Source organism: Allochromatium vinosum DSM 180 (assembly GCF_000025485.1).
GTDB lineage: Bacteria > Pseudomonadota > Gammaproteobacteria > Chromatiales > Chromatiaceae > Thermochromatium > Thermochromatium vinosum.
In genome coordinates, this window is record NC_013851.1 from 1,267,802 (window position 1) to 1,280,912 (window position 13,111).

Here is a 13,111-nt window from a genome sequence, read left to right on the forward strand (position 1 = left end):
GCGGGTCAGGTGCGTGCCGGACGCCCGATGCCGCGTTCGCGGGCGAAGTCGAGCATGCGCTGGATGGAGACGATGGCACGTTCACGGATGGCCGGGTCGATGCGGATCTCCTGATCGCCGGTCCGCAGCACCTGCTCCAGATTCTGGAGTGCGTTCATCGCCATCCAGGGGCAGTGAGCACAGCTCTCGCAGGTCGCGCCCTCGCCGGCGGTGGGGGCGGGGATGAGGATCTTGTCCGGGGCGATCTGGCGCATCTTCCAGAAGATGCCGGCATCGGTGGCGACGATGAACTCGCGGTTCGGCAGCTCGGCCACCGCGCGGATCAACTGGGTGGTCGAGCCGACCACGTCAGCCTGATCGACCACTTCGTCGGGCGATTCGGGATGCACCAGCACGGCCGCGTCCGGGTGTAGCTTGCGCACCCGCTCCAGGGCGAACGACTTGAACTCCTCGTGCACCACGCAGGCGCCGTTCCAGAGCAGCATCTCGGCCCCGGTCACGCGCTCGACATAGCGTCCGAGATGCTTGTCGGGCGCCCAGAGGATCTTCTCGCCGCGCGCGGCCAGATGCTCGACCACCGGCAGGGCGATGCTGGAGGTCACGACCCAGTCGGCGCGCGCCTTGACCGCCGCGCTGGTGTTGGCGTAGACGACGACGGTGTGGTCCGGATGGGCGTCGCAGAAGGCGGTGAACTCATCCGCCGGACAGCCCTCGTCGAGCGAGCAGGTGGCGCGCAGATCCGGCATCAGCACCCGCTTCTCGGGGTTGAGGATCTTGGCCGTCTCGCCCATGAAGCGCACGCCGCAGACGACCAGGGTCTCGGCATCGGTCTCGGTGCCGAAACGCGCCATCTCCAGCGAGTCGGCGACGTATCCCCCTGTTTCCTCGGCCAGCGACTGGAGTTCGGGGTCGGTGTAGTAATGGGCGACCAGGACGGCGTTGCGCTCCGCGAGCAATCGGCGGATGCGCGACCTGAGATCGGTGCGTTCGGCGGCGTTCAGCTCGGGCCACTGGGGATGCGGCGGGACATCGATCGAGCGGATCGGGAGCGCCTCGGACGAGGGATTGGTCATGCGTGTGCTCTGCTATCAGTTCTTGGGCAAGCGGTTTGGGTTGGTGAAACGCTCGTTCAAGGTCTGGATGTAGCTCTCGCAGCTCTGCAAGACCTCGTCGAGTTCGGTGCGCGTCTTGCGGCCCCAGCCGAATGGACGACCCAGGATCATGGGGCGCCAGAAGCGGGTATTGTTCTTGAAGGCCGCGACGACGTTGCCCGGAGGATCGATCTTCGCGACCTGCTTGCGCAGCCAGGGCATGAGGCTGAGCGCGGCCAGATGACGGATCGCGAAGTGGATCAGGATCGCCAGCACCAGCAGGGCGCCTTCCAGCCCCATCAGACCCCAGGGAATGCTCTTGACCAGCTCCAGCCATTCGGCGCGATAGGTCATGCCCTGCCAGTGGTTGGCCTGGAGGCTCCAGGTCATGAAGCCGGCGACGGCGCCGATCAGCAGCACGGCTTCCGTGGTCAGCGTCCGCCGGCGCCAGCGGCGCATCGTCTCCTGGAGCAGGGGCACGGAATCCCGGGTGAATTCGGTCGCGCTCTTGCGCAGTGCGGCGATGATGCGATAGGCGCGCTCGACCTCGACATGCTCCATGCGCCGGTAGATGTCGTTGAGGTCTTCGTCGCGCTTCTTCTCGAAGCGCTTGCGCCGGTGCTCGTCGGGGATGTGGATCGCCACCTCGGGGCAGTAGATGGTGTAGAAACGCCCGGCCGTCAGTCCTGCCTCGCCGATGGAGCGCAGCCAGGCGGCGACCACGTCCTCGGGGTTGTCCTCGCCGGCGGCCGAGTCGAGCTGATTGAGGATGTAGAGGAACTTGCCGGCGTCGGCGCGCTTGATGGTGTCGGAGACCAGATGCTTGAGGGTGTCGCGCATGGCGCCCGGCTCGGGGTGGCGCGCGTCGAAGAACACCAACACCAGATCCGAGAGATCGATCATGTGATCGGTGATGCGCAGCACGCCGGTGCGCTGGGCGTCGGCATCGAATCCGGGCGAGTCGATGATGATCTTGCCGCGCAGCCGCTCGCTGTTGCAGGTCTTGAGCTGGAGATAGGTGTCGATGCGGCTGCCCTCGCCGCCGGCGACTTCCTCGATGGCGTGCGACATGCGGAAGAAGGGGAAGCGCGGGTCGGAGTCGAGCGCCACGCCGGGCAGGGTGTGGCTGATGTCCTCGGGGCTGTAGACGATGACGGTGAAGCGGTCGTCGACGGCCTGGTTGCCCGAGCGCTGGAGCTTGTGGCCGAGATAGTAGTTGATGAAGGTCGACTTGCCGGCCGAGAAGGTGCCCAGGATCGAGATCAGCGGCCACCAGGGGATCTGGGTCGCGAAGGACTGATTCGGCGCCATCAGGCCCATGCGATAGGCGACGCGATCGAGCACCCGAAAGCTTTGTACCGCGCTCAGGAGCACGGGGTTCTCCTGCTCCAGGTGGGATTCGAGCTCGGACAGACGTTGCTGGAGGGCGTCGGCCGTTGACGTCATCGGGGAGTTCCTCGGTTGCGTGTGGGTTGAGCGGGCGCTGTCGCGGGTGTCGCGACGAGTCGGCACAGGCAGGGACTGGCTACCACGAAAATAGGCCGGAATATTACACCTGATATCAGGGGTGAAGGTAGTCGTTCGACCGGACAGTCCGGCTCAACCGAGGCGCATATGAAGTTGGCCGAGGCTTGTGTCATAATTTTCAGCCGATTTGCCCGCTGGGGACACTGGTTCGGGAGCCCAACTCGCACAGGAGACCGTAATGGACGAGAACCGAAAGAAGGCGTTGGCCGCCGCGTTGACCCAGATCGAAAAGCAGTTCGGCAAAGGCTCGGTCATGCGCATGGGCGATGTCGGGGCTGTGCGTAACATCGAGGCGATCTCGACCGGTTCGCTCGGGCTGGATCTGGCGCTCGGCATCGGCGGCGTGCCCAAGGGCCGTGTCATCGAGATCTACGGCCCCGAGTCCTCGGGCAAGACCACGCTGACGCTGCATATCATCGCCGAATCGCAGAAACTCGGCGGCACAGCCGCCTTCGTCGATGCCGAGCACGCACTCGATCCGGTCTATGCCGAAAAGCTCGGCGTGAACATGACCGATCTGCTGGTCTCCCAGCCCGATACCGGCGAGCAGGCGCTGGAGATCACCGACATGCTGGTGCGTTCCGGTGCGGTCGATGTCGTGGTCGTCGATTCGGTGGCCGCGCTCACGCCCAAGGCTGAGATCGAGGGCGAGATGGGCGACTCGCACGTCGGCCTGCAAGCGCGCCTCATGTCCCAGGCGTTGCGCAAGCTCACCGGCAACATCAAGCGCTCCAACTGCTGCGTCATCTTCATCAACCAGATCCGAATGAAGATCGGCGTGATGTTCGGCTCCCCGGAGACCACGACCGGCGGCAACGCGCTCAAATTCTATGCCTCGGTGCGGCTCGACATCCGCCGCACCGGCAGCATCAAGAAGGGCGACGAGGTCATCGGCAACGAGACCAAGGTCAAGGTGGTCAAGAACAAGGTCGCGCCGCCCTTCCGGCAGGCCGAGTTCGACATCCTCTATGGCCAGGGCATCTCGCGCGAGGGCGAGATCATCGATCTGGGCGTGGCCGAGGGCTTCATCGACAAGTCCGGCGCCTGGTACAGCTATGACGGCAACCGCATCGGGCAGGGCAAGGACAACGTTCGCAACTTTCTGTGCGAAAATCCCGGGATCGCCCAGGCCATCGAAGCGCGCATCCGCGACAAGCTGCTGCCCAAGGGTGGCGTCGAGGCGCCCGCCGAGGCCGATGTACCCGAGCCGTCGGAGGATTGATCCCTGAACGATCCGGTCCAAGATCCGGCCTCGACCCCGACTGATGCGGACGACGCCATCGACGAGGCGGCGCGCGTGGCTCTGCGCCTGCTGGTCGCGCGCGAGCATTCGTGCCTGGAGCTGACCCGCAAGCTCAGCGCGCGCGGCCTGACGCCCGAGGCCATCGCTGGCTCGCTCGCTCGCCTGATCGATGAGGGTGCACTCGACGAATCGCGTCTGGCCGCGCACTATGTCGCCGAACGCGCCGGCAAGGGCTTCGGCCCGCTGCGCATCCGCGCCGAGTTGCGCGACAAGGGACTTGCCGACAGCCTGATCGACCGCCATCTCCAACCCATGAACGACACCTGGCCCGAAGTCCTGGCGCGCACCCACGAGCGTCGCTTCGGCCAGTCACAACCCAGCGACCGTTCCGACTATGCCAAACGCGCGCGTTTCCTCGAACAGCGTGGTTTCACGCCCGATTCGATCCGGCGCCTGCTGCGCTTTCCTGACTGACCCGAGCCGTGCGGCGAACGGTCCATTCGAGACTTTCCAATGACCACCAGTGCAGAGCTTCGAGCGAGCTTCCTCGACTATTTCGAGCAACGCCAACACGAGCGGGTGGCTTCCAGCCCGCTGATCCCGGCCAATGATCCGACCCTGCTGTTCACCAACGCCGGCATGGTCCAGTTCAAGGACGCCTTCCTCGGCCGCGAGCGCCGCGCCAGCAACCGCGCGGTCAGCTCGCAGCGCTGCGTGCGCGCCGGCGGCAAGCACAACGACCTGGAGAACGTCGGCTATACTGCCCGGCATCACACCTTCTTCGAGATGCTGGGCAATTTCAGCTTCGGCGACTACTTCAAGCGCGAGGCCATCGAATACGCCTGGGACTATCTGACCCGGGTGCTGGCGCTGCCGCCCGAGCGCCTGTGGGTGACGGTGTTCGAGGAGGACGATGAGGCCGCCGGCATCTGGCTCAAGGAGATCGGCGTCGATCCTCAGCGCTTCTCGCGCTGCGGGGCCAAGGACAACTTCTGGTCGATGGGCGATACCGGCCCCTGCGGTCCCTGTTCCGAGATCTTCTATGACCACGGTCCCGCCATCCCCGGCGGTCCGCCCGGCTCGCCCGACGAGGACGGCGACCGCTATGTCGAGATCTGGAATCTGGTCTTCATGCAGTTCAACCGCGATGCCGATGGGAATATGACCCCATTGCCGCGTCCATCGGTCGATACCGGCATGGGACTGGAGCGGCTCGCGGCCGTGATGCAGGGCGTGCACAGTAACTATGAGATCGATCTGTTCCGCCATCTGATCGAGGCGGCCGCCCAGGCCACCGGCTGCACCGATCTGGCCGACAAGTCGCTGCGCGTCATCGCCGACCACATCCGTTCGACGGCCTTTCTCATCACCGACGGTGTGACGCCGGGCAACGAGGGGCGCGGCTATGTGCTGCGTCGCATCATGCGCCGCGCCATCCGTCACGGCTATCGGCTCGGCTGCTCCACGCCCTTCTTCCATACCCTGGTCGAGCCGCTGGCGCGCGAGATGGGTGACGCCTATCCCGAACTGCGCGCGAGTCAGTCGCACGTCGAGCGTCTCGTCAAGCTCGAAGAGGAGCGTTTCGCCGAAACGCTGGAGCATGGCATGCGTCTGCTCGACGAGGCCATCGCCGACCTGAGCGGCGACCAGATCCCCGGCGAGACCGTGTTCAAGCTCTACGACACCTATGGTTTCCCGGTCGATCTCACGGCCGACATCGCGCGCGAGCGTGGATTGACGCTCGATGTGGCCGGTTTCGAGCAGGCCATGGAGCGTCAGAAGGAACGCGCGCGGGCCGCCAGTCAGTTCGGCTCCGCTCAGACGCTGGACATCCAGATCCAGGGCGAGACCGACTTCTGTGGCTACGATCGGGTCCAGGAAGAGGCGACCATCGTCGCGCTCTATCGCGGCGGCGAGTCCTGCGATGCGCTGGAAGCGGGCGAGGAGGGTCTCGTCATCCTCGACCGTTCGCCCTTCTACGGCGAATCCGGCGGTCAGGTCGGCGATCGCGGCTGGCTCAACACCGAGACCGCGCGTTTCGGGGTCCAGGACACCCAGAAGAAGGGAGATGGCGTGCTGGTGCATGTCGGCCGGGTCGAGGAGGGGGCGTTGACCGTCGGTGATCGGGTCGATGCCCGTGTCGATGCCGACCGCCGCCGCGCCACCGCGCTCAATCATTCGGCCACCCACCTGCTCCATGCCGCGTTGCGCGAAGTGCTCGGCCCGCACGTCCAGCAGAAAGGTTCGCTGGTCGGACCCGAGCGTCTGCGCTTCGACTTCTCGCACTTCGAGCCGGTCTCGCGCGAGCAGTTGCTGACCATCGAGCGGATGGTCAACCGCGAGGTGCGCGCCAATCATCTGGTCGAGACCCGCATCATGAGCCTGGAGGATGCCAAGGCGTCCGGGGCCATGGCGCTGTTCGGCGAGAAATACGCCGATCAGGTGCGGGTGTTGCGCATGGGCGAGTTCTCGACCGAACTCTGTGGCGGCACGCACGTCAAGGCGGTCGGCGACATCGGCCTTATCAAGATCGTCTCCGAGACTGGCATCGCCGCCGGCGTGCGCCGCATCGAGGCCATCACCGGCGCCTCGGCGCTGGAGTGGGTCGAGGCCGACGAAGAGCGCCTACTGCGGCTCGCCGGTCTGCTCAAGGGCGGACGCGAGGACGTCGACGAGCGCGTGACCCAGCTCATCGACCGCGCGCGCCGGCTGGAGAAGGAGATCGAACAGCTCAAGGCCAAGGCCGCCAGTTCAGCCGGTCAGGATCTGGCCGCTCAGGCGATCGACATCCAGGGCATCAAGACCCTGGCCGCGCGTCTGGACGGCGCCGACCCCAAGAGCCTGCGCGTCACCCTCGATCAGCTCAAGGACAAGCTCGGCAGCGCCGTCGTCGTGCTCGCCACCGAGTCCGACGGCAAGGTCAGCCTGGTGGCGGGCGTCACCAAGGATCTGACCGACCGGCTCAAGGCCGGGGATCTGATCCGCGAGGTCGCCGAGAAGGTCGGCGGCAAGGGCGGCGGACGTCCCGACATGGCTCAGGCCGGTGGCAATGATCCGGCCGGACTGCCCGCCGCGCTGGAGCTGGTACCCGGTTGGGTCGCCGCGCGGCTGAACTGATTTTTCCTACTGAACGCTGATCCAAATGAAAGACGTGCAATCCAGGTATCAACGATGGCCCTGATCGTTCAAAAATACGGCGGAACCTCGGTCGGGAGCATCGAGCGCATCCAGGCGGTGGCTGAGCGCGTCAAGCGCTGGCGCGATCAGGGCGATCAGGTGGTGGTCGTGGTCTCGGCCATGTCCGGTGAGACCGACCGTCTGATCAAGCTGGCCAAACAGCTCCAGGAACGTCCCGAGCCGCGTGAGCTCGACGTGTTGCTGTCGACCGGCGAGCAGGTGACGATCGCGCTCCTGAGCATGGCGCTGACCGCCCAGGGCTGCCCGGCGCGATCCTACACAGGCGCCCAGGTCCACATCCTGACCGACAGTGCCCACAACAAGGCCCGCATCCGCGACATCGACGCCGCGCGCGTGCGCGCCGACCTCGAAGCCGGGCGGGTGGTCGTGGTCGCCGGTTTCCAGGGCATCGACGAGCAGGGCGACATCACCACGCTCGGACGCGGCGGCTCGGACACCTCGGCGGTGGCCATCGCCGCTGCGCTCAAGGCCGACGAGTGCCAGATCTACACCGACGTCGACGGCGTCTACACCACCGACCCGCGGGTCGAGCCGAAGGCGCGCAAGCTCGATCGCATCACCTTCGAAGAGATGCTGGAAATGGCCAGCCTCGGCTCCAAGGTGCTCCAGATCCGCTCGGTCGAATTCGCCGGCAAGTACCGGGTTCCATTGCGCGTGCTCTCCAGCTTCGAGGAAGGCGAGGGCACATTGATCAGTTTCGAGGACAACGACGTGGAAGACGCCAAGATCTCCGGAATCGCCTTCAGCCGTGACGAGGCCAAGCTGACCGTGCTCGGCGTACCGGACCAGCCGGGCGTGGCGCACCGCATCCTCGGTCCGATCGCCGAGGCCAACATCGAAGTCGACATGATCGTGCAGAACGTCGGCGCCGATGAGTCGACCACCGACTTCACCTTCACCGTGCACCGCAACGACTATGCGCCAGCACTCGAGATCCTTCAACGCACGGCCAATGAACTGGGCGCACGCCAGGTGACGGGCGATGCCTCCATCGTCAAGATCTCGCTCGTCGGCGTCGGGATGCGCAGTCACGCTGGGATCGCCAGCCGTATGTTCGCCAGTCTGGCCAAGGAAGGGATCAATATCCGCATGATCTCGACCTCGGAGATCAAGATCTCGGTGGTGGTCGACGAGAAGTATCTGGAGCTGGGCGTTCGCACACTCCATGATGCCTTTGGGTTGGGTCAGCCCGCTACAGCCTGACCTCGCTATCGCCGCCGCTCCATCGAGTCGTCGAATACCGACCGTTCGTCGAAAACAGGTGTTTCGAATGCTTGTTTTTGACGAATCAAGCTAAATTGTACTTGCAGTGGGATCTTGCTCTATGGCGATCCCATTGGAGTTGGTAGAATACCAAGCATGGAGCCTGGCTCTCGCAGCTTGGTTCAGGCGTGGTTCAACCCTTGCGCGGTGGCCGCGCAAGCAAGGTCGGGTTTGCCGGACCGGATGAATCATTCATTTAATTCGGATTTAGGGACTCATATAGGGAGACCGAGACAATGTTGATTTTGACTCGCAGGGTTGGCGAAACGTTGATGATCGGTGACGAAGTGACGGTAACCGTTCTCGGCGTCAAGGGCAATCAGGTCCGGATCGGCGTCAATGCTCCGCGGGATGTGGCCGTGCATCGCGAAGAGATCTATGAGCGCATCAAGCGCGAACAGGCCGGCGTCGGTCAGGACGCGCCCGTGATGGGGCAGCCCGTTCAGTACGACTGATTCGGGGCGTTTGAAAGTTCAGCCGGGTGTGTTATCATGCCCGGCCTGTTCGGTGATAAAGAGTCGAGGCTTCCGGTCGGAACGTCGGCATTCAAACCGGATAGGCTCGTTGTTCACGGAGAGATGGCCGAGTGGCTGAAGGCGCTCCCCTGCTAAGGGAGTATAGGCTAATCCCCTATCGAGGGTTCGAATCCCTCTCTCTCCGCCATTTCAATACGCAAACATTTCAATCAAATGTTTTGCACCTCCCACCTTGATTGCCCTGCTGTTTTCCCCTTCGGGGTTCAATCAAACCCTGTCGCTCTGACTATTACTCAATCTTTGAGTGCCTGTGCTCGCTTCCCGGCGAGAACCCCCTGAGACTCGATCATCCCACGCAGACGATAAATCGCTTCCAGCGCCTCGCGCGGTGTGAGTCCGTCCGGATCGATGTCGCGCAGAGCGATGCAGACTGGCGGCTCGACCGGTTCGGCGACAGGCTTGGATTTGATCTTAGTGGACTTTGGCGGCGTCGGCTCCACTGGAAACAGCGAAAGCTGCTGAGCCTCGCGCGTGGCATGCCGATGGGCCCCATCCTCCAATTCACGCAGACGCTCGCGCGCACGGGCGATGACTGCCGGCGGCACCCCGGCGAGCGCCGCCACCGCCAGACCATAGCTCTGATTGGCCGGACCCTCGCGCAGGGCGTGCATGAACACGATCGACTGACCATGCTCGACGGCATCGAGATGGACGTTGGCGATGCCCGGATATTCCTCGGGCAATGTGGTCAGTTCGAAATAATGGGTCGCGAACAGGCTGTAGGCGCCGATGCGCGTGGCCAGCTCGACCGCGCACGACCAGGCCAGCGACAGCCCGTCGAAGGTGCTGGTGCCGCGCCCGATCTCGTCCATCAGGATCAGGCTCTGAGCCGTCGCGTTGTTCAGAATGTTCGCCGTCTCCTCCATCTCGACCATGAAGGTCGAGCGCCCGCCGGCCAGATCGTCCGAGGCGCCGATGCGCGAGAAGATGCGGTCGATGGGGCCGATGACGGCGCGGCGCGCCGGCACGAAGCTCCCGGCATGGGCGAGCAGCACGATGAGCGCATTCTGGCGCATGTAGGTCGATTTGCCGCCCATGTTGGGGCCGGTGATGACCAGCATCCGCCGTTTGCCATCCAGACGCAGGCCATTGGCGACGAAGGGACCGTCGAGCACGCGCTCGACGACCGGATGGCGCCCGTCCTGGATCTCGATCTGAGCGCGGTTGGTCAGCTCCGGACAGCTCCAGTTCAGCGTCTGGGCGCGCTCGGCCAGATTGGCCAATACGTCGAGCGCGGCGATGGCGCCGGCGGCCAGTTGCAGCGGCCCGAGCGACAGGCCCAACTGACCGAGCAGTTCCTCATAGAGCCATTTCTCGCGTGCCAACGCGCGCTCGCGGCTGCTCAAGACCTGATCCTCGAAGCGCTTGAGCTCGGGCGTGATGTAGCGCTCGACGCCCTTGAGTGTCTGACGGCGCACGAAGTCCGGCGGCACCTGATCGGCCTGGGTGCGGCTGAGTTCGATGTAATAGCCATGCACCCGGTTGTAGCCGACCTTGAGGTTGGCGAGGCCGGTGCGCGTCCGCTCGCGCGTCTCCAGATCGAGCAGGAACTGGTCGGCATGCTCGGAGAGATCGCGCAGCCGGTCGAGTTCGGCGTCATAGCCGCGCGCGATCACGCCGCCGTCGCGGATGAGCATCGGCGGCTGTTCGAGGATGGCGCGCTGGAGCAGATCCAGCACCTCGGGATGCTCACCGATCTCGTCGCGCAGTTGGGCGAGCAGGGGATCGGGAGACTCGGCCAGTTCCGCACGCAGATCGGGCAGGACGGCGAGCGAGTCGCGCAGCACGGCCAGATCGCGCGGGCGGGCGGTGCCGAGCGCCACGCGCGCCAGGATGCGTTCCAGGTCGCCGATGCCGTTCAGGAGCGCCTGAATGGACGGGCCATGACCCACGCTGATCAAGGCGCGGATGGCGCCATGCCGGGCGCGGATGGCCTCGCGGTCGCGCAGCGGACGGTTCAGCCAGCGGCGCAGCAAGCGGCTGCCCATGGCGGTGACGGTCTGGTCGAGCACCCCGGCCAGTGTGTGCTCGGGGTGTCCGCCGAGGCTCTCGGTGATCTCCAGATTACGCCGGGTCGCGGCATCCAGGATCAGCGCCTCGTCGCGCGATTCGGTGGACAGGCCGCGAATGTGGGGCAGGGCGGCGAACTGGGTGTCGCGGACGTATTGCAGCAGGCAACCGGCCGCGCCGATCGCCAGTCGCATCCCGGCACAGCCGAAGCCGCCCAGGTCACGAGTGCCGAACTGCTCGCACAGGGCGCGTTCGCCGCTGTCGGACTCGAAGTGCCAGACCGGGCGGCGGGTGACGCCGCGTTCGAGCCGCAGTTCGCTGTCGAGCCGGCTGTCCTCGGCGATCAGAATCTCGGCGGGCCTGAGGCGTTCGAGCTCGCTCATGAGCGCCTCGTGCGACCCGACTTCGAGCACCGAGAAGCGTCCGCTGGAGAGCTCCAGCACCGCCAGTCCCAGTCCGGAGGCGCCCTCGGCGAGGGCGACCAGCAGGTTTTCGCGCCGTTCCTCCAGCAAGGCCTCGTCGGTCAAGGTTCCGGGCGTGACGATGCGCGTCACCTTGCGCTCGACCGGACCCTTGGATTGAGCCGGATCGCCGACCTGCTCGCAGATGGCGACGGACACGCCCTGGCGCACCAGCTTGGCCAGATAACCCTCGACGGCATGATAGGGCACGCCGGCCATCGGAATCGGTCGGCCGCCCGACTGACCGCGCCGGGTCAATGTGATGTCGAGCAGACGCGCGGCGCGCTCGGCGTCCTCGTAGAACAGCTCGTAGAAGTCCCCCATGCGGTAGAACAGCAGTCTGTGCGGATACTCGGACTTGATGCGCAGGTACTGCTGCATCATGGGCGTGTGTCGGGAGAGATCGGGGGGCGAGCTGTCTTGAGTCACGGAAGATCGCTGGAGCGTGATGAGCGCGAAGTCGCGCGCTGGAAAGTCTGGAGAACCGCGCGAGCCGGAACCCGTCGCCGCTGAAAGGGAGTGAGTTGTACCACAGATCCGGAAAGTCCGGCCAATTCCTGTAAAATCGTGCCCATTCGGCCTGTTGCGATGCCCGTCAATTGGAACCTGACTTTGTTCGACACTCACAGCCATGGCCCCCATAGCCCTCTCAATCCATCGGAAACGGATGCCTGGTCTGATACCGGGGGCGGACGGCCGACGGCTGTTCGGGCCGATCACGTGGCTGATGGCGGTCTTGGCGCTCATGGGATTCATGGGCCTGGACGGGGCCGTTGCGGCGACCGATTTCGAGCGCGATCTTCCAGACGCGACCGACATCCCCGGCCTTCCGCGCTTCGAAGGGTCGGTCATCATCGGTCATCGGGTCAGTCCTTTCGATGAGACGCTGATTCCGACCGGCCCCTGGGAGGCCGCCTCCGGAGACTGGAAGCAGACGGTCAAGGCGTCCGGCCGGCGCACGCGGCTGGTCTATCTGGCCCCGCGCAACGCCAGTTCGCTGGAGGTCATCCGCAACTACCGCCGCGCGCTGGAGGATCTGGGCTATGAGCCGCTCTATCAGTGCTCGGGGTTCGAAGAATGCGGGAACGGTGTCGATCGCTTCTATGGCGAGGTCGCCAACGGCAAACAGCTCGCCGACAGCCATCTGCTCAAACACGTCTATTCAGACACCACGGTCCAGGAGCCGCGGCTCTACAGTGCGCGCCATCAGACCCCGGACGGTGATTCCTATGTCTTCGTCTTCACCGCGCTACAGGACAACTTCGCCGATTCGGCCGCCGGCAATCGCGTGGCCATCTTCGTCGAGGAGGTGCTGTCGCAGCCGATGCGCGAGCGCATGGTCTCGATCGAAGCCAAGGAGATGGCTCAGGGACTCTCGGACGCCGGGCGCATCGCCGTCCACGGTATCCAGTTCGACTTCGACCAGGCGACCATCAAGGATGAATCCAAGCCCCAGCTCGAACAGATCGCCCTGATGCTGGTCGAGAACCCGGATCTCAAGCTCTACATCGTCGGGCACACCGACAATCGCGGCACGCTGGAGTACAACATGGATCTCTCGCGCCGCCGTGCCGAGGAGGTCGTGCGCACGCTCATCCAGAGTTATGGCATTCTGGGGGAGCGACTCAAGCCCATGGGTGTGGCCGGTCTCGCACCCCTGACCAGCAACGCCACCGAAGCGGGGCGCGCGCTCAACCGACGGGTCGAGATCGTGGCTCAATGAAAGCCCCTCTCCCCGTGCGGAAGAGGTATTGGGAAGAGGGGGAATCCAAGCGACATGAC

General features: G+C 64.9%; 9 protein-coding genes and 1 tRNA gene. 7 read left to right on the top strand and 3 right to left on the bottom strand.

The window, feature by feature from the left end; all coding sequences use genetic code 11:
• Positions 1 to 5: 5 nt before the first annotated feature.
• Positions 6 to 1,073 carry a quinolinate synthase NadA gene (gene nadA, locus ALVIN_RS05430; RefSeq protein WP_012970311.1) on the bottom strand — a complete coding sequence of 356 codons (1,068 nt, stop codon included), beginning with the start codon at positions 1,071 to 1,073 and terminating at the stop codon, positions 6 to 8.
• 15 nt (positions 1,074 to 1,088) lie between these two features.
• Complete coding sequence (locus ALVIN_RS05435; RefSeq protein ID WP_012970312.1) at positions 1,089 to 2,537, bottom strand: dynamin family protein; 1,449 nt, start codon at positions 2,535 to 2,537, stop codon at positions 1,089 to 1,091.
• Between the two features lie 259 nt (positions 2,538 to 2,796).
• Here ALVIN_RS05435 and recA point away from each other — a divergent pair, with 259 nt between their 5' ends.
• The 6 genes from recA to ALVIN_RS05465 all read left to right on the top strand — a co-directional run bounded on the left by recA (position 2,797) and on the right by ALVIN_RS05465 (position 8,985).
• The gene (recA, locus tag ALVIN_RS05440; protein WP_012970313.1) at positions 2,797 to 3,840 is read left to right on the top strand and encodes a recombinase RecA; all 1,044 of its coding nucleotides are present in this window, start codon (positions 2,797 to 2,799) and stop codon (positions 3,838 to 3,840) included.
• Between the two features lie 75 nt (positions 3,841 to 3,915).
• Entirely contained in the window at positions 3,916 to 4,335 is a 420-nt protein-coding gene (locus ALVIN_RS05445) for a regulatory protein RecX (protein WP_012970314.1), read from the top strand.
• 39 nt (positions 4,336 to 4,374) lie between these two features.
• Complete coding sequence (gene alaS, locus ALVIN_RS05450; RefSeq protein WP_012970315.1) at positions 4,375 to 6,978, top strand: alanine--tRNA ligase; 2,604 nt, start codon at positions 4,375 to 4,377, stop codon at positions 6,976 to 6,978.
• A gap of 54 nt (positions 6,979 to 7,032) precedes the next feature.
• Positions 7,033 to 8,262 carry an aspartate kinase gene (locus tag ALVIN_RS05455; RefSeq protein WP_012970316.1) on the top strand — a complete coding sequence of 410 codons (1,230 nt, stop codon included), beginning with the start codon at positions 7,033 to 7,035 and terminating at the stop codon, positions 8,260 to 8,262.
• A gap of 296 nt (positions 8,263 to 8,558) precedes the next feature.
• Positions 8,559 to 8,777 (top strand): carbon storage regulator CsrA, encoded by a 219-nt coding sequence (gene csrA / locus ALVIN_RS05460; protein ID WP_012970317.1) that lies wholly within the window; start codon positions 8,559 to 8,561, stop codon positions 8,775 to 8,777.
• A gap of 117 nt (positions 8,778 to 8,894) precedes the next feature.
• Positions 8,895 to 8,985 (top strand) — tRNA-Ser (locus ALVIN_RS05465).
• A gap of 106 nt (positions 8,986 to 9,091) precedes the next feature.
• On the opposite strand, the gene mutS is transcribed toward ALVIN_RS05465, so the two are convergent.
• Positions 9,092 to 11,713, bottom strand: coding sequence for a DNA mismatch repair protein MutS (mutS, locus tag ALVIN_RS05470; RefSeq protein ID WP_050750292.1), 2,622 nt, complete (start codon positions 11,711 to 11,713; stop codon positions 9,092 to 9,094).
• Positions 11,714 to 11,996: 283 nt separating this feature from the next.
• Here mutS and ALVIN_RS05475 point away from each other — a divergent pair, with 283 nt between their 5' ends.
• Positions 11,997 to 13,052, top strand: a complete 1,056-nt coding sequence (locus tag ALVIN_RS05475) for an OmpA family protein (protein ID WP_012970319.1) — start codon at positions 11,997 to 11,999, stop codon at positions 13,050 to 13,052.
• Positions 13,053 to 13,111: the final 59 nt, after the last annotated feature.

Excerpts from the sequence above, each read along its gene's own strand:
- nadA (WP_012970311.1), bottom strand. The coding sequence starts at position 1,073 with ATGACCAATCCCTCGTCCGAGGCGCTCCCGATCCGCTCGATCGATGTC.
- ALVIN_RS05435 (WP_012970312.1), bottom strand. The coding sequence starts at position 2,537 with ATGACGTCAACGGCCGACGCCCTCCAGCAACGTCTGTCCGAGCTCGAA.
- recA (WP_012970313.1), top strand. The coding sequence starts at position 2,797 with ATGGACGAGAACCGAAAGAAGGCGTTGGCCGCCGCGTTGACCCAGATC.
- alaS (WP_012970315.1), top strand. The coding sequence starts at position 4,375 with ATGACCACCAGTGCAGAGCTTCGAGCGAGCTTCCTCGACTATTTCGAG.
- ALVIN_RS05455 (WP_012970316.1), top strand. The coding sequence starts at position 7,033 with ATGGCCCTGATCGTTCAAAAATACGGCGGAACCTCGGTCGGGAGCATC.
- csrA (WP_012970317.1), top strand. The coding sequence starts at position 8,559 with ATGTTGATTTTGACTCGCAGGGTTGGCGAAACGTTGATGATCGGTGAC.
- mutS (WP_050750292.1), bottom strand. The coding sequence starts at position 11,713 with ATGATGCAGCAGTACCTGCGCATCAAGTCCGAGTATCCGCACAGACTG.
- ALVIN_RS05475 (WP_012970319.1), top strand. The coding sequence starts at position 11,997 with ATGCCTGGTCTGATACCGGGGGCGGACGGCCGACGGCTGTTCGGGCCG.